At 65.4% G+C, this 18,530-nt stretch carries 22 protein-coding genes; 10 read left to right on the top strand and 12 right to left on the bottom strand.

Annotated elements, in window-relative coordinates; all coding sequences use genetic code 11:
• Positions 1–20: 20 nt before the first annotated feature.
• The gene (locus FPH17_RS04225; RefSeq protein WP_095548446.1) at positions 21–824 is read left to right on the top strand and encodes a Bax inhibitor-1/YccA family protein; all 804 of its coding nucleotides are present in this window, start codon (positions 21–23) and stop codon (positions 822–824) included.
• A 91-nt stretch (positions 825–915) separates the two neighbouring features.
• On the opposite strand, the gene FPH17_RS11880 is transcribed toward FPH17_RS04225, so the two are convergent.
• From FPH17_RS11880 to FPH17_RS04205, 3 genes are all read right to left on the bottom strand, one after another.
• Positions 916–1,431 carry a hypothetical protein gene (locus FPH17_RS11880; RefSeq protein ID WP_095537674.1) on the bottom strand — a complete coding sequence of 172 codons (516 nt, stop codon included), beginning with the start codon at positions 1,429–1,431 and terminating at the stop codon, positions 916–918.
• 68 nt (positions 1,432–1,499) lie between these two features.
• A complete protein-coding gene (gene greA / locus FPH17_RS04210) occupies positions 1,500–2,018 on the bottom strand; it encodes a transcription elongation factor GreA (RefSeq protein ID WP_095276849.1) in 519 nt (172 codons plus the stop codon).
• Between the two features lie 126 nt (positions 2,019–2,144).
• A complete protein-coding gene (locus FPH17_RS04205; RefSeq protein WP_244288058.1) occupies positions 2,145–2,630 on the bottom strand; it encodes a DUF4307 domain-containing protein in 486 nt (161 codons plus the stop codon).
• Positions 2,631–2,763: 133 nt separating this feature from the next.
• Here FPH17_RS04205 and mca point away from each other — a divergent pair, with 133 nt between their 5' ends.
• The 3 genes from mca to FPH17_RS04190 are packed head-to-tail and all read left to right on the top strand — an operon-like array spanning position 2,764 to position 4,739.
• Positions 2,764–3,624 carry a mycothiol conjugate amidase Mca gene (mca, locus tag FPH17_RS04200; RefSeq protein ID WP_154878783.1) on the top strand — a complete coding sequence of 287 codons (861 nt, stop codon included), beginning with the start codon at positions 2,764–2,766 and terminating at the stop codon, positions 3,622–3,624.
• Positions 3,621–3,935: a hypothetical protein gene (locus FPH17_RS04195; RefSeq protein WP_095535680.1), complete on the top strand. Its 315-nt coding sequence runs from the start codon at positions 3,621–3,623 to the stop codon at positions 3,933–3,935. Before mca ends, FPH17_RS04195 begins: the two co-directional genes overlap by 4 nt.
• A gap of 15 nt (positions 3,936–3,950) precedes the next feature.
• On the top strand, positions 3,951–4,739 hold the full coding sequence (locus tag FPH17_RS04190) for an isoprenyl transferase (RefSeq protein ID WP_186439380.1): 789 nt from the start codon (positions 3,951–3,953) through the stop codon (positions 4,737–4,739).
• Positions 4,740–4,755: 16 nt separating this feature from the next.
• Here FPH17_RS04190 and coaA read toward each other — a convergent pair whose 3' ends face one another.
• Positions 4,756–5,691 (bottom strand): type I pantothenate kinase, encoded by a 936-nt coding sequence (coaA, locus tag FPH17_RS04185; RefSeq protein ID WP_233125438.1) that lies wholly within the window; start codon positions 5,689–5,691, stop codon positions 4,756–4,758.
• Between the two features lie 179 nt (positions 5,692–5,870).
• On the opposite strand from coaA, the gene glyA reads away from it, so the two are divergent.
• A complete protein-coding gene (gene glyA / locus FPH17_RS04180; RefSeq protein ID WP_095276837.1) occupies positions 5,871–7,163 on the top strand; it encodes a serine hydroxymethyltransferase in 1,293 nt (430 codons plus the stop codon).
• Between the two features lie 4 nt (positions 7,164–7,167).
• Here the strand turns inward: glyA and FPH17_RS04175 are convergent, their stop codons facing one another.
• On the bottom strand, positions 7,168–7,518 hold the full coding sequence (locus FPH17_RS04175) for a DUF5997 family protein (protein WP_095535677.1): 351 nt from the start codon (positions 7,516–7,518) through the stop codon (positions 7,168–7,170).
• A gap of 24 nt (positions 7,519–7,542) precedes the next feature.
• Here FPH17_RS04175 and FPH17_RS04170 point away from each other — a divergent pair, with 24 nt between their 5' ends.
• The 3 genes from FPH17_RS04170 (at position 7,543) to FPH17_RS04155 (ending at position 9,631) form a co-directional block, all read left to right on the top strand.
• Positions 7,543–8,208 carry a type 2 periplasmic-binding domain-containing protein gene (locus FPH17_RS04170; RefSeq protein ID WP_095276833.1) on the top strand — a complete coding sequence of 222 codons (666 nt, stop codon included), beginning with the start codon at positions 7,543–7,545 and terminating at the stop codon, positions 8,206–8,208.
• 164 nt (positions 8,209–8,372) lie between these two features.
• Positions 8,373–8,987, top strand: coding sequence for an LGFP repeat-containing protein (locus FPH17_RS12025; RefSeq protein ID WP_203085471.1), 615 nt, complete (start codon positions 8,373–8,375; stop codon positions 8,985–8,987).
• 113 nt (positions 8,988–9,100) lie between these two features.
• Complete coding sequence (locus FPH17_RS04155) at positions 9,101–9,631, top strand: GNAT family N-acetyltransferase (protein ID WP_095276829.1); 531 nt, start codon at positions 9,101–9,103, stop codon at positions 9,629–9,631.
• Between the two features lie 74 nt (positions 9,632–9,705).
• Here the strand turns inward: FPH17_RS04155 and FPH17_RS04150 are convergent, their stop codons facing one another.
• The 5 genes from FPH17_RS04150 to glpX all read right to left on the bottom strand — a co-directional run bounded on the left by FPH17_RS04150 (position 9,706) and on the right by glpX (position 15,061).
• Entirely contained in the window at positions 9,706–11,283 is a 1,578-nt protein-coding gene (locus FPH17_RS04150) for an MDR family MFS transporter (protein ID WP_095276826.1), read from the bottom strand.
• The gene (locus tag FPH17_RS04145; protein ID WP_154878782.1) at positions 11,256–11,900 is read right to left on the bottom strand and encodes a TetR/AcrR family transcriptional regulator; all 645 of its coding nucleotides are present in this window, start codon (positions 11,898–11,900) and stop codon (positions 11,256–11,258) included. The genes FPH17_RS04150 and FPH17_RS04145 overlap by 28 nt, the downstream gene beginning before the upstream one ends.
• A gap of 45 nt (positions 11,901–11,945) precedes the next feature.
• Positions 11,946–12,461: a hypothetical protein gene (locus FPH17_RS04140; RefSeq protein WP_095535675.1), complete on the bottom strand. Its 516-nt coding sequence runs from the start codon at positions 12,459–12,461 to the stop codon at positions 11,946–11,948.
• 57 nt (positions 12,462–12,518) lie between these two features.
• Positions 12,519–13,919: a class II fumarate hydratase gene (locus tag FPH17_RS04135; RefSeq protein ID WP_154878781.1), complete on the bottom strand. Its 1,401-nt coding sequence runs from the start codon at positions 13,917–13,919 to the stop codon at positions 12,519–12,521.
• A gap of 122 nt (positions 13,920–14,041) precedes the next feature.
• A complete protein-coding gene (gene glpX, locus FPH17_RS04130; RefSeq protein WP_154878780.1) occupies positions 14,042–15,061 on the bottom strand; it encodes a class II fructose-bisphosphatase in 1,020 nt (339 codons plus the stop codon).
• Positions 15,062–15,292: 231 nt separating this feature from the next.
• On the opposite strand from glpX, the gene FPH17_RS04125 reads away from it, so the two are divergent.
• Positions 15,293–15,868, top strand: coding sequence for a DUF4245 domain-containing protein (locus FPH17_RS04125; protein WP_154878779.1), 576 nt, complete (start codon positions 15,293–15,295; stop codon positions 15,866–15,868).
• Here FPH17_RS04125 and FPH17_RS04120 read toward each other — a convergent pair.
• Together FPH17_RS04120 and xseA are read right to left on the bottom strand one after the other, a co-directional pair.
• The gene (locus tag FPH17_RS04120) at positions 15,865–16,140 is read right to left on the bottom strand and encodes an exodeoxyribonuclease VII small subunit (RefSeq protein ID WP_095276814.1); all 276 of its coding nucleotides are present in this window, start codon (positions 16,138–16,140) and stop codon (positions 15,865–15,867) included. The two genes, FPH17_RS04125 and FPH17_RS04120, sit on opposite strands and share 4 nt — an antisense overlap.
• 10 nt (positions 16,141–16,150) lie before the next feature.
• On the bottom strand, positions 16,151–17,401 hold the full coding sequence (gene xseA, locus FPH17_RS04115) for an exodeoxyribonuclease VII large subunit (RefSeq protein ID WP_154878778.1): 1,251 nt from the start codon (positions 17,399–17,401) through the stop codon (positions 16,151–16,153).
• Between the two features lie 154 nt (positions 17,402–17,555).
• On the opposite strand from xseA, the gene FPH17_RS04110 reads away from it, so the two are divergent.
• Positions 17,556–18,527: a 4-hydroxy-3-methylbut-2-enyl diphosphate reductase gene (locus tag FPH17_RS04110; protein WP_154878777.1), complete on the top strand. Its 972-nt coding sequence runs from the start codon at positions 17,556–17,558 to the stop codon at positions 18,525–18,527.
• Positions 18,528–18,530 lie beyond the last annotated feature (3 nt).

Here is an 18,530-nt window from a genome sequence, read left to right as displayed (position 1 = left end):
AGGAAAGGAATGGAAACCAGATGCGAAGTAGCAATCCGGTACTGAAGAACTTGCCCCAGGCCCAGCAGCAGGGCTACGGATACGGGAGCAACGAGCACACCCCCTACGGTGGCGTCCAGACTGAGGCCCCGCGGGCCCCGCAGGACTCACAGCGCCCGATGACGGTGGATGACATTGTGTCGAAGACCGGCATCACCCTCGCGGTGATCGTCGCGTTCGCCGCGGTGAATTTCGCCCTGTGCATGGGCGTGAACCAAGGCATCGGCATGATCCTGACGTTCGTCGGCGGTATCGCCGCGTTCATCACTGTGCTGGTCCACTCGTTTTCCAAGAGCTTTGGCTCGCCGACCGTCACGCTGCTCTACGCGGCGTTTGAAGGCCTGTTTGTCGGCGGCTTCTCCTTCCTCATCGGCGGGACGGCCGGTGAGCTCATCTTCCAGGCAATCCTGGGCACGATCGGCGTGTTTATCGGCATGCTGTTTGTCTACCGCACTGGCGCGATCCGCGTCACCCCGCGCTTCAACCGCGCACTGACCGGCATGATCTTTGGTGTCGCCATCCTCGCGCTGGGCAACTTCCTGCTCGCCATGTTCACCGGTATCAACCCGCTGCGTGGTGACGGCGTGATGGCCATCATCTTCAGCCTCGTCTGCATCGTGATCGCCTCGCTGTCCTTCCTGCAGGACTTCGACCTGGCCGACAAGCTGGTGCGTTCCGGTGCGCCGGCAAAGGAGGCATGGGGCGTCGCCCTCGGCCTGGCAGTGACGCTCATCTGGCTCTACACCGAGATTCTGCGCTTCCTGTCCATCTTCAATGATGATTAATCACTGAATACCAAACGCGCCCGGCCCGCACCTTGCAAGGAATCAAGGTTGCGGGCCGGGCGCGTTTCGCGTGCCCTGAGGCGGGGCGAAGTTACATGTCGCGCTCCGGGTACACCTGCGCGCCGTCCACGGTGATCGTGGTGTAGGCCAGTACGCCGTTGACAATCTCCGGTTCGGACAGGGAGACGGCGATGTTCTCCGGCTCCTGGCCCGGGGCCACGCGGGTGCCGGTGCCGGTAGCGGCGTCGGCCTCCCAGGAATCCCAGACGATGTCGCGCAGCAGGTTGCCCTGGTCGGTGCAATCCAGCACCAGCTCGGTCGGGCGCTCCAGCTCGACGGCGCCGCAGTTGGCGATGGTGGGGGTGCCGTCAGAGGCCGTGATAGTGGTCGGCTGCGCGGATGCGGTGCCAGACGCGGTAGCGGTGCCGGATGCAGCTGCGGTGCCGGACGGGGTCGCGCCGTAGGAAGCCAGCGAATCCGGGTCCTGGCTCTTCGCCGTGTCGACCTTCTCGGCGGAGTCAACCTGGTGCGGCGGGTGGCAGGCGGAGAGGGAAACTGCTGCCACGGCGAGCATGCCGGCCGCGGCCTTACGGGAAACGGAAATCACAGGTTTGATCCTTCAGTTAGTTCTAAGAGCGTGCAATAAAGCGGGGATGAGGCTGCGTGCTAGTGGTACTAGTCGCGCGGCGTGGAAGCCTTAACAGAATCATACGGCTCCGCGGAGAGAATCGTCACCGAAATCTCGCGGCCGTTCGGCGCGGTGTACTTGCGCGTATCGCCCTCGGAGGCGCCGACGACGGCTGCGCCAAGCGGGGAGTTCTCGGAGTAGGTCTCCAGGTCCTTGTTGTCGGTGGATGCAGCGCGGGTACCGATGAGGAAGGTCTCCTTATCGTTCTCGTCGCCGTTGTAGTACACGTGCACGACGGAACCGACGTGCGCGACGCCCTCGATGACGCCGGTGCGCTCGGTGGTGGAGTTGGCCAGCAGTTCGGAGATCTGCTTGATGCGGGCCTCTTCCTGGTCCTGCTGCTCACGAGCCGCGTCGTAGCCCGCGTTCTCCTTGAGGTCGCCCTCCTCGCGGCGCTCGTTGATCTCAGCAGCGATCACCGGGCGGTTATCAATCAGCTGCTGCAGCTCTGCCTCGAGCTTGTCCTTCATTTCCGGGGTGATGTACTGCTTTTGCGTCTCAGCCATGCGGAAAACCCTTCCCTCATACGTCAAAAACGAGCCCGCCTGTTTCCCAGGCCGGGCCCAGTCCGACGGATTACGTGGTCATACTCGTACAAATATACAGGCGGATCTTAACACACCGCCCGCAGGCTACCGGGCCGCGTAGTAGGCGCTTTCCGCATCCATATAGTCCGGAATCTTCTCTGAGCACCCGTAGACGCGCCCCGACGCGAGATCGCCGCGCACCGGCATGTCAACGGCGAGTCGTTCCATTTCCTCGCCCCCCGCGGGGATAACCACCTCACGGCGGCCGATCTCCGCGTGGTGGTAGTCCACCGCGGTGACGATGCAATAGGACGGCACGTCAGTATCTTCGCGGGTCACGTCGATCCACAGCCGCGAGGTCGAGTCATCGACCTTCTCCTGTGAAATGAAATCTGCGCTGACCGGCTGCGCGGACCGCTCGCTCATCACGCGCGCCACGGCAAAAATGGCAAAACCCACCAGCAGCACCGCAGCGATCGCCATGATGCGCCCGGGCAGCTTGCTTGCCGACGCCCCCGTGCCCCCTCCGTACCGCGTCCGCGAAGTACCGCCGTTGCCTGGTGCTGCGGGTGTATTCGAGGTAGTGGACACGGCGGCGACCTCTCCTTCTGGGTTAGCGGCGCGGGAGCGAACGATTGCTTCGCACTTGATGGTACTAAGATGGGCCGGAGTTGAAGCACTGCCCCCTACAAAAGTTGGAGTTCTCGTGACTGGTTTGCGGCTGATGGCAATCCACGCACACCCGGACGACGAATCGTCTAAGGGCGCGGCGACGATGGCGAAGTACGCGGCGGAAGGCAATCGCGTCAAGGTGGTCACCTGCACTGACGGCCGCCGGGGCGACATTTTGAACCCAGCCATGGATCGCCCGGGGGTGCTGGACAACCTCATCCAGGTTCGCGAGCAGGAGATGGCCCGCGCGGTTGAAGCGCTCGGCGTCGAGCACGAGTGGATGGGCTACCAGGACTCCGGGCTGCCGGAAGGGGACCCGCTGCCCCCGTTGCCAGAGGGGTCGTTCGCCGTGCAGGATCCGGAGGCGGTGGCGGCCACGCTGGTGGCGTCGATACGCGCATTCCGCCCGCACGTCATTATCACCTACGACGAAAACGGTGGCTACCCGCACCCGGACCACATCATGGTGCACACGATTTCCATGCTGGCCTGGGAAAAAGCGGGCGATCCGGAGTTTGCGCCCGAGGCGGGTGAGCCGTGGACGCCGCTGAAGCTGTATTACAGCCACGGGTTTATCTTGCAGCGGATGCGTCTGCTGCAGGAGCGTCTGTACGCGCAGGGGAAGCCGAGCCCGTACGAGCTGATGATTGCGCGCTGGGAGCAGAACCAAGCCGACGTGATGAGCCGAGTGACCACGCAAGTGGAGTGCGGTGAGTACTTCGCGCAGCGCGAGGCGGCGCTCACCGCGCACGCTACTCAGATCGACCCGGCTGGCGCGTTTTTGGCCAGCTCGGTGCAGGACCAGCGAGACGCCTGGCCCACCGAGGAGTTCGAGCTCGCGCAGACCAGGGTGAAAACGCACTTGCCGGAGGACGACCTGTTCGCCGGCATCGAAGAGGAGGCCGCGAAATGAGCATTGGGTTCACAGCATCGTTGACCGCGTCCGCGGTGAACGCGTCGAGCTACGTGCTCGCGCAGGCGCCCGCGGAGACCCCGGTGGGGCCGGACTTTGGCAAGGCATCGCCAATCGGCCTGCTCATCCTGGTGGTGCTGGCCGTGGTGATCCTCTCGCTCGGGTTTGCCTTCCACCGCCGCTACTCGCGGTTCCGGCGCCGCCAGCAGTTTGCCGAGGCGCACGGGATTGACCCGTTCGACCAGGAGGCGCTGGACGCCGCGATGCGCGAGGCCGGCGTGCTGGACCTCGGGAAGAAGCGTATTTTCTAAGCGCGAGCGCGCCACATGAGTAGAGTGAGGACTGTGACGTTGCTGGAGAAGGTGCTGTACCCGCTGTACGAGCTGCGCTTGAAGCGCGAGCTGCGCGGCAAGAAGCGGCCCAAGCATATCGCTGTGATGGCGGACGGGAACCGTCGGTGGGCGCGCGAGGCCGGGCTGACCGACATCTCCCAGGGGCACCGGGCGGGCGGCGCGAAGATCGGCGAGCTGGTGCGCTGGTCCGCGGAAATGGACGTTGACGTGGTCACGCTCTACCTGCTCTCCACGGAGAACCTCCAGCGCACCTCCGAAGAGGTGGAGCTGCTCTTTGACATCATCTCTGACGTGATCGAGGACCTCGCGACGGAACACTATTCGTGCCGCGTGCGCCTCGTCGGCCACCTTGACCTGCTGCCGCCGGACGTGGTGGAGCGCATGCAGCGCTCCGCGGAGTCAACCACGGGGAAGGCGGGGCTGACCGTCAACATCGCCGTCGGCTACGGCGGGCGCCAGGAAATCGTGGACGCGGTGCGTTCCCTCATCCGGGACGAAGCCGCCCGCGGCACCACGACAGACGCGCTGGCCGAGGCGGTCACGGTGGACTCGATCGGGGAGCACCTCTATACCTCGGGTCAACCGGACCCCGACCTGGTCATCCGCACCTCGGGCGAGCAGCGGCTGTCCGGATTCTTGCTCTGGCAGGCCGCCTACTCCGAAATCTGGTTTACGGATACGTACTGGCCCGCGTTCCGCAAGATCGACTTCCTGCGCGCGCTGCGCGAGTACTCCCAGCGGTCGCGTCGGTTCGGGAAGTAGGGGGCGCTGACAAGCGCTACAGCTTGCGCATGCGCACGCGCTGCACCGTGTGGTCGAAGCCCTTGCGCAGCACGAGCGAGGCGCGGGGGCGCGTGGGCAGGATGTTTTCCACCAGGTTCGGCAGGTTGATGGTCTGCCAGATTTCGCGGGCGCGGTGGGTCGCCTGGGCATCATCAAGCTGGGCGTAGTCGGCGAAGTGGGCGCCCGGCTCGCGGAACGCGGTGTGGCGCAGCTTGAGAAAGCGCGAGATGTACCAGTGCTCGATGTGCTCGACCGAGGCATCCACGTAGATTGAGAAGTCGAACAGATCCGAGACCATGAGCGTGGGGCCGGTCTGGAGGACGTTGAGGCCCTCGAGGATGAGGATGTCGGGCTGGCGGACCTCGATGTACTCACCGGGCAGGATGTTGTACGCCGTGTGCGAGTAGATGGGCGCCTTGACCACGGGCTGGCCGGACTTGACCTCAGTGACAAAGCGCATGAGGTTGCGGCGATCGTAGGATTCCGGGAAGCCCTTGCGCGACATGAGGTTGCGCTCCTGGAGGACCTCGGTGGGGTAGAGGAACCCGTCCGTGGTGATCAGGTCCACGCGGGGGTGCGACTCCCAGCGCTGCAGCAGGAGTTGGAGCACGCGCGCAGTGGTCGACTTGCCCACGGCCACCGAACCGGCCAGGCCGATGATGAATGGGACGTGGCCGGGGTCGCCGCCGATGAAGGTCTCGGTGGCGTTGGTGAGCTTCTGGCGGGCGCGGACCTGGAGGTGGATGAGACGCGATAAGGGGAGGTAGATGTCCTCGACCTCCTGCAAGTCAAGGTTTTCGCCGATACCGCTGAGCTTCTCCGCCTCCTCGGCGGTGAGCACCTGCGGCATCGTCGCGCGGCGCTCGCGCCAATCCTGGCGGTGGAAGTCCAGATAGGGGCTTGAGTCCGCTCCCCGTACACCTTGAGCCATGGGCCCCATTGTTCCACTCGCTGGAACACTGCTCGCGCTCAGGGCAGGGCTTGAAGATGGCTTGAAGAGGGCTGGAAGTTGCCCCCGTGGGTGTGGGGTGGCGTTTATACTGCTAGAAAGTCACCGCGCTGCGGAGATTTTGCCATCGAATCTTGAACCATTGAAAGGACCCGGAGCACGTGTCTGAAGACTTCCGTTACCAGGACCTCGCCACCTTCGACCCCGAAGTACACGAGGCCATCGTCAACGAGCTGAGCCGGCAGCGCAACACCCTGGAGATGATCGCGTCCGAGAACTTCGTGCCGCGCGCCGTCCTGCAGGCACAGGGCTCTGTGCTGACCAACAAGTACGCCGAGGGCTACCCGGGCAAGCGCTACTACGGCGGCTGCGAGCACGTCGACGTGGTGGAGGAACTGGCCCAGGAGCGCGCAAAGCAGGTCTTCGGCGCGAAGTTTGCCAACGTGCAGCCGCACTCCGGCGCGCAGGCTAACGCCGCCGTCCTCATGGCGCTGGCGGAGCCGGGCGATACGATCCTGGGACTCAGCCTGGCGCACGGCGGCCACCTCACCCACGGCATGAAGATCAACTTCTCCGGTCGTCTTTACAACGTCGCGGCCTACGAGGTGGAGCAGGACACCCACACCATCGACATGGCGAAGCTGCGCGAGCAGGCGCGCGAGGTCAAGCCGAAGGTGATCATCGCCGGTTGGTCCGCCTACCCACGCCACGAGGATTTCGCCGAGTTCCGCTCCATCGCGGACGAAGTCGGCGCGTACCTGTGGGTCGACATGGCGCACTTTGCGGGCCTGGTTGCCGCCGGGCTGCACCCGTCGCCGGTGCCGCACGCCCACGTCGTGTCCTCCACGGTGCACAAGACCATCGGCGGCCCGCGCTCCGGCTTCATCCTCACCAACGACGAGGACCTGAACAAGAAGCTCAACTCCGCGGTCTTCCCCGGCCAGCAGGGCGGCCCGCTGATGCATGTGGTGGCGGCCAAGGCGACCGCGTTCAAGATCGCCGGCATGCCGGAGTTCAAGGACCGTCAGGAGCGCACCATCGAGGGCGCGCGCATCCTCGCCGACCGCCTCACCCAACCGGATGCGAAAGAGGCCGGCGTGGACGTCGTCTCCGGCGGCACCGACGTGCACCTGGTCCTCGTGGACCTGCGCAACTCCAAGATGGACGGCCAGCAGGCGGAGGACCTGCTGCACAGCGCGGGCATTACCGTGAACCGCAACGCTGTGCCGTTCGACCCGCGCCCGCCGAAGGTCACCTCCGGCCTGCGCATCGGCACCTCCGCGCTGGCCACCCGCGGCTTTGGCAAGGAGGACTTCACCGAGGTCGCAGAGATTATTGCGGAGGCCCTGATCAAGGGCGAGGCTGCCGACACCGAGGCCCTGCACGCGCGCGTCGACGCACTGGCGGAGAAGTACCCGCTCTACCCGGGCCTCGAAGACTGGAAGATGCTCTAGGGCGCTAGTTGTCGCTGCGCTGCTCGGCGTGCGCCGCGCGGGCCTCGCGCAGCCACTCCGGCTGGTCTGCCAGCAGCTCGCTGATCTCCTTGGAGGTCAGCGGGCGGTCCATCTCGTGCTTCTTCAGCGCGGTGATGGAAATGCCCAGCTTGCGGGCGACCTCGGGGCGGGGGTGCGGCCCGTTGTGGCGCAGCTCCTGCAGCCACTCGGGTGGATTCTGCTGGAGCTCTCGCAGCTCAGCATGGGTAACCGACCCGTCCTGAAACTCCTGCGGGGTGGCGGGCAGATACACACCGAGCTTCTTCGCGGCGGTTTCCGGCTTCATGGCCGTGCTGGACGGCGTCTCATTGCTCATGCTGCACACGGTAGCATTCTGGGCATGCTCTCCCTCGTCTTCGTCACAGGTTCCGCGCCCAGCAAATGGATCCGGCGCTATCAGGAGGCCACGGGGGACTCCGTCGAGGCCATCGATGCCGCCGACCCCTGGGCAGTGCTTATCGACGCCCCCTCGTCCCCACCCACCGTCGCCTTGCTCCGCCTCCCGGACCCGCGCCTCGACGCCGCGAGCGAAGACTTCCACATGGTCCGCCTCTACGAGGAAGCCCCCGGGGTCGCCGTGCCCAAGGACTCCGTGTACGCGGAGGTGGGGGAGCAGGTCGCGGAATCGGACCTCGCCGACGAGTACGTCAACCTGCCGTTTTCGCACCGCCCAGACGTGGACGCGCTGCGCGAAGCGCTGCAGGTCGTCGCTGCGAATGTCGGAGTGGCGTACGGACCGCTGCCGTTGCTCAAGCACCTGTCGAAGAAGCAGGTCGTGCCGCTCGAGGTGGCGGGACCATCGGTCGCGCCGACGCCGATCGCGCTGGTGTGGCGCAAGGACGACGACTGCGACGCGATCCAGGACTTCGTGGGGATCACCAAGGGGCGCTCGGTGCGGTCCTCGCGCGCCAACGCGGCCCAGAAGAGCCACAAGAGCCACAAGAAGCGGAAGAAGGGGAAAGCGATCCAGCCGCGTGGACGGGGAAGGCGGCGCGGACGGAACTAGTGCGGGATGTGCACACTTTTTGTTTGCTATCCATGGGGATAGTGCAGGATTCTGCAAGGGGAGCGGGAGAATTTACCCCCGTTCGGGTGGGGTAAAACGGCGTGGGAATGTATAGCTTGCATAATGGTCACGTCACGTAAACGACACAACGAAAGGTTTTGTTTATGAGCATCTCCCGCAAGATCGTCGCTTCCGCAGCTGCGCTGACCCTGGCCACCGGCCTGGTCGCTTGCTCCTCCGACGAGGGCGACAGCGAGAACGGCACCACCGTGGTCGAGGAGACCGCGACCGAGACCGCTACCGCCACCGAGACCGCTGGCGCCGAGGACGGCGCTGAGGGCGAAGACGGCGCTGAGGGTGCCGAGGGCGCTGCAGGCGCGGGCGCTGCTGCCGGCGCTGAGGGTGACACCACCGAAATCGCTACCGCGGACGGCGAGACCGCGATGGTCCCGAACGATCTGGCGGCGGCCATCGATAAGTACGCCGACCCGGCATGGGGCGAGCCGGCTTCCATCGAGGAGACCGCGAACGGCTGGATCGTCTCCTACGACGGCGAGCACTACGTCACCTGGAACGAGAACACCGGCGGCGCGCCGATCTGGGGCGAGATTGCGAACGAGTGGATCAACGGCAACCACGCCGAGACCCTCGGCTTCCCGCTCGAGGCGGAGACCCCGCTGCCGTCCGAGTCTGGCTGGATCCAGGAGTTCGAGCACGGCACCATCGAGTGGACCCGCGGCGACAACGGCGAGTTCGGCCCGATCATCAACCAGCACTAGTCTGGCGTAGCGTTACGCTATAGCTCGCGCCCCATTACCAGGAAAACCCTGGTGGTGGGGCGTTTTTCGTGCGCGGTTTGCGCGCTACTTCGAAGGCCATGACAATAGTGCGCATGGCCAAAAACGGTTTTAATATTCGTCCGATCCGCCCTGAGGACTACCCGCAGGTCCGTGAGATCTATGAGATGGGCTTGAGCACTGGAAACGCCACCTACGAGACGAAGGGGCAGACGTGGGAGGCGTTCTCCCGCGGTAAGATCATCGAGACCGTTTTCGTCGCCGTTGATGCGCTTGACGACGACAAGGTGCTCGGTTGGGTTGCCGCGGCGAAGGCGTCGTCGCGAAGCGTGTTCCATGGCGTGGTTGAGGATTCGATCTACACGCACCCCGATTCGCGCGGCATGGGCGTGTCCGGCGCGCTGCTGGACAAGCTGATCGAGACCTGCGTTGCGCTGGACAAGTGGTCGATTCACTCGTGGATCTTCCCGGAGAACACCGGCTCCGCGGGCCTGCACATCTCCCGCGGGTTTGAAAAGATCGGCACCTTCCACCACATGGCGAAGATGACGTACGGCGAGCGCGCCGGCGAGTGGCGCGACTCCGACATATACGAGCTGCTGCTGCCAAAGCCCGACGAAAAGTAGGTCCGAAGAACGCAGAAAAGGAGCCACCCTGGCGAGTGTCAGGGTGGCTCCTTTGTGTTGGTCAGTGGCTCTTCCTAGTCCACAGTTTCCTTCAGCGGATCCTCAGTGATCGGGATGAGCAGGAGGAAGGCGATGACGGCGAGCGGCACGATCATCAGGAAGACCGGGGTGAGGCCGTCGTTGTAGCTGGTCAGCACGACCTCGCGGATCGCGTCGGGCAGCTGCGCCACCTGGTGCGGCGTGAGGTTGCTGCTGCCGCCGCTGAACTGCTGGCCGATCGCCTGCGCCTGCTCGGGCGGCAGCTGTGCCATCGCCTCAGGCATGCGCTCCTCCATGTGGGTGCGCATGTTGTGGATGAACAGCGAGCCAACCAGGGAGGCGCCGATGGAGGAACCGAGCTGGCGGAAGAAGTTGTTCGTCGCCGTCGCGGTGCCGACCATGGCAACCGGGAAGGAGTTCTGCACGATCAGGACCAGCACCTGCATGACCAGGCCGAGGCCGAAGCCGAAGATGAACATGTAGATGCCCAGCATGACCAGCGAGGTCTCGACGGTGAGGCGGGAGAAGAGGAACATGCCGACGGCGGTGATGGCCATACCCACCAGCGGGTACATCTTGTAGCGGCCGGTGCGAGAGATGACAAAGCCGACGGTCATGCCGGTGCCCAGCATGCCCAGCACCATCGGAATCATCATGAGACCCGCGTTCGTCGGGGTCATCTCGTGCACCATCTGCAGGTAGGTGGGCAGGTAGGCGAGTGCGCCGACCATTGCCATCCCGAGCACCGTGCCGGCGGCGGTGGTGAGCGCCATGTTCCGGTTCTTGAACAGGCCCATCGGGATCATCGGGTTCTTCGCACGCAGCTCAACGAAGACGAATGCGACGATGGCAACCACGGCGATAGCGATCGTGGTCAGGATGGTCGTGCTGCCCCACTCGTACTGGGTACCGCCCCATGTGGTGGTGAGGATCAGGCTGGTGGTGCCGATAATCATCAGCACCATGCCGAGCCAGTCGGCGTTAAGCGGGCCCTCGGAGCCCTTGCGCAGGCGAAGGACGGAGGCAGAAACCAGCATGGCCAGAATGCCGAGCGGGATGTTCATCCACAGGCCCCAGCGCCAGCCCGGGCCGTCGGTGAACCAGCCGCCCAGGACAGGGCCGAGCACGGAGGCGACGCCGAACATGGCGCCCATAACGCCCATGTACTTGCCGCGTTCGCGGGCGGGGACGACCTCGGCGATGATGGATTGCGAGTTCACCATCATGCCGCCGGCACCAAGGCCCTGCACGGCGCGGCCGATGATAAGCAGCGTCATGGTGTGCGCGAAGCCGCCCAGGGCGGAGCCGATGACGAAGAGGCCGATCGAGCCGACGTAAAACCACTTGCGTCCCAGGCCGTCGCCAAACTTGCCGTTGATCGGCATCGCGATGGTCATGGTGATGAGGAACGCGGAGATGACCCAGCTCATGTGGTCAACGCCGCCGAGTTCGCCGACGATGGTCGGCAGGGCGGTGGAGAAGATCATCTGGCCCATGGAGCTCATCAGCATGGTGAGCAGGAGGGCCGTGAAAATCAGTCCAATGTGTTGCTTTGCACCGCCTTCAACGACGGTGCTCCCGGTTGTTACGCCGGAGTTACCGGATTGTTCCATTTCAGTTCCTTTGTAAACTCAGTAAACATGGCGCCTGCGCGCAGCAGGTTGGCTTTCAGAGTGCCTTCCGGTCGTTCCGGAAGGTGGAGATAGCGGGAGACGGCGAAGAAGAAGATCTCCACAACTGCGTGAATTTCTTCCTCGACCGGACCGTCGAGCTTTCGGTCTTGCGGATGTTGTGCAAAGTGCTTATCGACGGCACGCCACAATGCCTTCATCGCCTCCCTTTTGCGAACCATCGCGGCGCTCTCAAGCTCCACGTGCTGGTGGAGTAGCTTGCGCCGACGGGCGAGGTGCTCTTGGTCTGCGGCCTCGGGGTGCTCCTCGAGCGACTCGATGATGAGCGCGACAAGGTTGTCCGAGGGCGTTGACGCGATGGCCTCGAGTCCGTCTTCGGTGAGATCGAAGGGGAAGGCTCCAAGGATTGCATGGTCCTTGGAGTCCATGTAGTTGAAAAAGGTGCGCCGGGAGATGTCGGCGGCTTGGCAGATGTCCTCGACGGTCGTGTTGTCGATTCCGTGTGCCTCGACCAGGTCCATAGCCGCTTTAAAGATGCGTTGCCTGGTGCGCTGTCGCTTCACCTCCCACGCGTTTGCGGAAGACTGTGAATTTTGCACGGAGTGCAATCTTACACTCGGTGCAAAGTTTGGCAAATCGTCTGTTTATGCCCGGTCAGAACCGATTGAGAGGGTGCCGCCGGCGATCCGCTGGTCGTCCTCAAGGTAGGTGAGCTCGACGAGCCCGTTGTCTGGCACGGCAACCTCCCAGCGCGCGTCGGCGCCGTTCGCGGCCTCGCACTTGTCGGTGAGTGGGTGGTGGTGGAGTGTGGCGTCGATAAGCGCACTGCACCCGCTGTTTGGGTAGGTGACGGTCGCCGTGCCGCCGCCGAACGTGGCGACGACCGGCCACGATAGCGTATTCGCACCATCGGTGGTCTCCGCGAGGCGGACGAAGGTGCCGGAGTAGGTGCCCGCCGGGGCGAGGTCCGGGCCGGGCGCGGACGGCTGCGCGGTGACGGTAACCGTGGCCGGGAGGGAATTGCTGTGCGGGTTGCTTGACCAGTACGCGGCGGCGAGCGCGACGCCGATGAGGGCGAGCGCGAGCGCGAAGACGCCGCCGGCGACCCACGGCTTGTTGGAGCCGCCCGCGTGGCGCAGCTCGGAAAAGGAATCAGGCATGTAAAAGTCCCCAGCTCGGTAGTGATACTGGGGACTTATCCTAACCGGCGGGGCCGATTAGTTGCGATCGGTGTTGGCCATCGAGAGCACGTCGAGGCGCTTGTCCAGCTCCTCTTCGGTGAGCTTCTCGCCATCGACAAAGCCGAGGTCGATCACGGCCTGGCGGATGGTGATGCCCTCCTTGATCGCGTGCTTGGCAACCTTCGCCGCGTTCTCGTAACCAATCGCGGAGTTCAGCGGGGTCACGATGGACGGGGAGGACTCGGCGAGGCCGCGCATGCGCTCGACGTCGGGCTCGATGCCGTCGATAAGCTTGGTGGCAAACTGGCGGGCCGTATTGGCCAGCAGACGCGCGGACTCGAGGACGTTGCGCGCCATCATCGGGATGAAGACGTTGAGCTCGAACTGGCCCTGGGTGCCGCCGAAGGCGATCGCGGCGTCGTTGCCGATGACCTGGGCGGAGACCTGGGTGGCGGTCTCGCACAGCACGGGGTTGACCTTGCCCGGCATGATGGAGGAGCCCGGCTGCAGGTCCGGCAGGTGAATCTCGCCGAAGCCTGCGAGCGGGCCGGAGCCCATCAGGCGGATGTCATTAGCGATCTTGTAGAAGGAAACGGCCACGGAGCGCATCGCGCCCGAGAACTCGACGAGCGCGTCGCGGTTCGCCTGGGCCTCGAAGTGGTTGGCCGCCTCGGACAGGGCGTCAACACCGGTGAGCTTCTTCAGCTCCTCGGTGACCTTGCTGCCGAACTCGGCCGGCGTGTTGATGCCGGTGCCGACGGCCGTGCCGCCGATGGCCAGCTCGCCGAGGCGCTCGACAGTGCCCTGGACGCGCTGGATGCCCAGCTCGATCTGGCGGGCGTAGCCGGAGAACTCCTGGCCCAGGGTCACCGGGGTGGCGTCCATGAGGTGGGTGCGGCCGGACTTGACCACCTCGTGCCACTCGTCAGCCTTTGCGGCCAGGGACTTCTGCAGGACCTCGAGGCCCGGAATCAGGTCCTGGACCGCGGCTTCCGTCGCCGCCACGTGGGTCGCGGTGGGGAAGGTGTCGTTGGAGGACTGGCCCATGTTGACGTCGTCGTTCGGGTGGACCTCAACGCCGTTCGCCTTCGCGATGGAGGCGATGACCTCGTTGGTATTCATGTTGGACGAGGTGCCGGAGCCGGTCTGGAACACGTCGATGGGGAACTGGTCGTTGTGCTTGCCGTCAGCGATCTCCTTCGCGGCGGCAATGATTGCGTCCGCCTTCTCGGCGTCCAGCTTGCCCAGGTCCTTGTTCACCTGCGCGCAGGCAGCCTTGAGCAGGCCGAGAGCGCGGATCTGCTGGTCTTCCAGGCCGCGGCCGGAGATGGGGAAGTTCTCTACGGCGCGCTGGGTCTGGGCGCGCCAGAGGGCGTCGACAGGCACCTTGACCTCGCCCATAGTGTCATGCTCGATGCGGTACTGCTGTTCTGTCATAACTAACGTCCTTTACTTACTTGCGTGGTTGGTCACAATATTCTTGAGCTCACGATTATGCCCCTTTTTCCCGCCGGGCGCGGTCGTCCCAGTTCGCGACCGCCCGATGTGGGGGAGGGGCGCTACTCGTGGGTGGGGTCCGAGTAGTCGACGACGGAGTACTGCTGCAGCTTGGCCAGCTTGTGCAGGGACTCCACGTAGCGGACCGTGCCGGACTTGGAGCGCATCACCAGGGAGCGGGTGGTGGCGCCGTTCTTGCGGTAGGACACGCCGCGCAGCATGTCGCCGTTGGTCACGCCGGTGGCGGCGAAGTAGCAGTTATCGGAGGTGACCAGCTCGTCGATGGTCAGAACGTGGTCGAGGTCGTGGCCCGCGGCGAGCACCTTCTCGCGCTCCTCCTCGGACTGCGGAGCCAGCATGCCCTGGATGTCGCCGCCCAGGCACTTCAGCGCGCACGCGGTGATGACGCCCTCCGGGGTGCCGCCGACGCCCATGGCCATGTCGATGGAGTTGGTGTCCTGCGCGGCGGCGATGGCGCCAGCGACGTCGCCGTCCATGATGAAGCGGACTTTGGCGCCGGCGGCGCGGATTTCGTCGACAAGCTGCTTGTGGCGCGGGCGGTCCAGCACGACCACCGTGACCTCGTTCGGGCGCACGCCCTTCGCCTTCGCGACGGACTGGACGTTCTCGGCGACAGACGCGGTGATGTCGATGTGGCCGGCGGCCTCCGGGCCGACCGCAATCTTGTTCATGTAGAACGCGTCCTTCGGGTTGTACATCGCCCCGCGGTCCGCAGCGGCGATGACGGAAATAGCGTTCGGACGGCCCTCCGCCATGAGGCGGGTCCCGTCGACCGGGTCCACCGCCAGGTCGACGCGGGCGCCCTCGCCGTTGCCTACCTGCTCGCCGTTGAAGAGCATGGGGGCCTCGTCCTTCTCGCCCTCGCCAATCACGATGACGCCGTCCATGCTCACGGAGTTGATCATCTTGCGCATCGCGTCGACGGCCGCGCCGTCGCCCTCGTTCTTCTTCCCGCGGCCAACCCAGCGCCCCGAGGCCAGCGCTGCGGCCTCCGTGACGCGGACGAGCTCCATCGCAAGGTTGCGGTCGGGGAAGTACTCTGTGGACTTCGATTCAGACATCGAAATGTGGCCTCCTGGGCGTAAATACATGCATCGAACATCAACGGGGGTGAACCGACACCACACCGCACCGTCTCATTGTCGCACTTTTGCGCCCGGTTTCGGCACCGAATTCCACCAATTCGGGGGAAGATGCACCCCAGCAGGGCGGATGCGTGGCCCGCGCGTCGGTGCGGCCGCGGCGGCTGACAAATTCGGGGGTGGACCACGCCGCGTGCCATACTGGCCTACGTGGCAAGTAACAGCAGCACCCGCATCTTTCAGGACGGACGGAACATCGCGCTCAACATGGTGCTGATCGTGGTGATCATGCTCGTGGCGGTCGGCGCGACCGGTCTGTGCACGTTCAACCCCGGCAAGCCGGAGCAGGGGCCGGTGCAGGAGGTCGACGCGCGTACGTTCCTGGACATGGAGGCCCGCTCCGTGGACTTCCCGGTGGTGTACCCCGAGGCGCCAGCGGGCTGGGTGACCAACTCCGCCCGCCGCGCGATGATCGAGCAGGCGCCTGCGCCGACCGTCGGCTGGGTCACGGCCGACGGGGGCTACCTCCAGCTGACGCAGACGGGCGCCCCGCTGGACAAGGCGGTGCGGGGGGCCGACCAGAAACCGCGCGAGCTGCAGCGCTCCGTTGACGTGGGCAGCACGGAAGCGCAGGTGTACACCTCTGCGTCCGACGACGTGCGCGACCTGTGGGCCGTCGACGCCGGGCAATCGCGGTTCCTCGTCACGGGCGCCGGCACCGAGGAGGAATTCCGCGCGCTGATTGAGGCGGCGCTCACCGCGGCACCGCTGCCGGCGCAGAGTTAATTGGACGCGTTGCCGTCGTCGCCGTCCCCGGAGCGGGATTGGATGGCGGCTTCGACGCGCTGCGACGCTCCGTCGAGAAGCACCTCGCACCGCTTGGCAAGCGCCTCGCCGCGTTCCCAGTACTTAAGTGACTCGTCGAGGCTCATCTGGCCGAGCTCCAGGATTTTTACCGTCTCAATGAGTTCGTCGCGGGCCTGCTCGTAGCTGAGGTCCTGCGGGTCCGGGAACGCGTTCTCGCCGGCCTCGCCCGCGCCGAAAGTGTTGTCTGCCATAGTGTCTCCTTTAATCTGCTGGTGTGTTGGCCATCGAGGCCGCGGTAATAGAGCCGTCGCCCACGCGGATGCGCAGCTGCGCCCCGGGCGGTGCCTGTTCAATGCTGGTGACCACGTCCGGCCCGCTGCCGTCGCGGGGCAGGACCTGGACAATCGAGTACCCGCGCGCGAGTGTCGCGGAGGGGCCGAGCGCCGCAACCTGCGCGCGTAACGACGCCACGCCGCTGCGCTCCTGCTGCAGCAGGTACGTCACATCGCGGCGAATCTGCGTGCGAGCGCGCTCGAGCTCGTCGCGCCGCCTGGTGATGGGGGACATGGGGTCCGCGAGCGCGGGGCGACTCCGCACCGCAGCGAGGCTGTCCCGCTCGCGCCGCACCCAGCCGCGCAGCGCCGCCGCGGAGCGCTGGCGCGCCTCCGCGATAAGCGCGCGCTCCTGCTCCACGTCGGGCACGACGCGCTTGGCCGCATCGGTGGGCGTTGCCGCGCGCAGGTCCGCGACGTTATCCAGCACCGGCGTGTCCGGCTCGTGGCCGATGGCGGAAACCACCGGAGTGCGCGCGGCCGCGACCGCGCGCTGGAGCGCCTCCTCCGAAAAGGGCAGCAGGTCCTCCACCGAGCCGCCGCCGCGGGCGATGATGATCACGTCCACGTCCGGGTCGCGGTCGAGCTGCTCGAGTGCCTCGACAACGGCCGGCACCGCGAGTGCGCCTTGCACCGGGGTATTGATGGTGCGGAACTGCACTGCAGGCCAGCGCTGCTGCGCCACGGACTGCACGTCGCGCTCCGCGGCCGAGCCCTTGCCGGTGATCAGCCCGATCGTGGTGGGCAGGTACGGCAGCCGCTGCTTCCGGGCCGGGTCGAACAGCCCCTCCGCGGCAAGCTGCTTGCGCAGCTGCTCGATGCGCGCGAGCAGCTCACCCTCACCGACGTGGCGAATCTCCGTGACCCACATAGAAAACGTGCCGCGCCCGGCGTAGAACGCGGGCTTGCCGCGCACGACAACGCGGTCGCCTTCCTTCAGCGGGGTCGGCATGTCGCGCAACATGCCCGAGTTGACGGTGAGCTGTACGCTGACCTGTTCCTGCGTGTCGCGCAGCACCAGGTAGGACAGCTTCCAGGTTGGCTTCGCGTTGATCTGGGCCAGCTGCCCCTCAACCCACAGCCACCCGAGCCGCTCGATCCACCCCTTCACGGTGGTGTTGAGCTTGGAGACTGACCATGGCGCCTCGGGCGTGGTCTTCTCTTTCGCGGTTTCTGCCACCTTTTCTCCTTTCTTCCAAAGCCGAACTTACACAGCGCACTCGCACGGCACACGGGCAGAGCGCTTCTCGACGCCACCGCCGCCGCGTACGCAGCGCCCCGGGCCGTGCGAAGCCGCCTATTCTTTTAGACGCAGATTGGGTACTGTCGGTTCCATGACTGATCAGGGTAAAAAAGTTCTTCTTGCTGCGCCTCGCGGCTACTGCGCCGGGGTGGATCGCGCGGTAGAGACGGTGGAGAAGGCGCTGGAAAAGTACGGCGCGCCCGTCTACGTGCGCAAACAGATCGTGCACAACAAGTACGTTGTGGAGACCCTTGAGCAGCGCGGCGTAATTTTTGTTGATGAGACCGACGAGGTGCCGGAGGGCGCACACCTTGTCTTTTCCGCGCACGGGATTTCGCCGGCGGTGCGTGAGTCCGCCGCGAACCTGAACCTGCGCACGCTTGACGCGTCGTGCCCGCTGGTGACCAAGGTGCACAACGAGGCGAAGCGCTTCGCCCGCGACGGCTTCCACATCCTGCTCGTCGGCCACGAGGGCCACGAGGAGGTCGAGGGCACCGCTGGTGAGGCACCTGAGGTGACGCACCTGGTCGATGGCGTCGAGGGTGTGGAGAGCCTGCCGGAGTCGCTGCAGGACCAGAAGCTGGTGTGGCTCTCCCAGACCACGCTGTCCGTGGACGAGACGATGGAGATCGTGACCAAGCTCAAAGAGCGCTTCCCGCACCTGCAGGACCCGCCGAGCGATGACATTTGCTACGCCACCCAGAACCGGCAGGCTGCGGTGAAGAAGATCGCGGCGGACTCCGACCTGGTCGTGGTCGTCGGCTCGCAGAACTCGTCGAATTCGAAGCGCCTGGTCGAGGTGGCGCTGGAGGCCGGTGCGAAGGACTCGCACCTGGTGGATTACGCCTCGCAGATTGACGAGGCGTGGCTCGAGAGCGTGAACACCGTCGGCGTCACGTCCGGTGCGTCCGTCCCGGAGATCCTGGTGGGCCAGGTCGTGGACTTCCTCGCGGAGCGCGGCTACACCGACGTTGAGGAGGTCACCACCACGGTGGAAACCATCACGTTCGCGCTGCCCCGCGATCTGCGCGCGCGGCGCACGAAGGAAAACTCCGCGAGCTAGACG

It is taken from the genome of Corynebacterium gottingense (genome assembly GCF_007559235.1).
Lineage (GTDB): Bacteria > Actinomycetota > Actinomycetes > Mycobacteriales > Mycobacteriaceae > Corynebacterium > Corynebacterium gottingense.
Note: the sequence above shows the minus strand (reverse complement) of the source record. Positions and strands in the feature narration are given on the sequence as shown.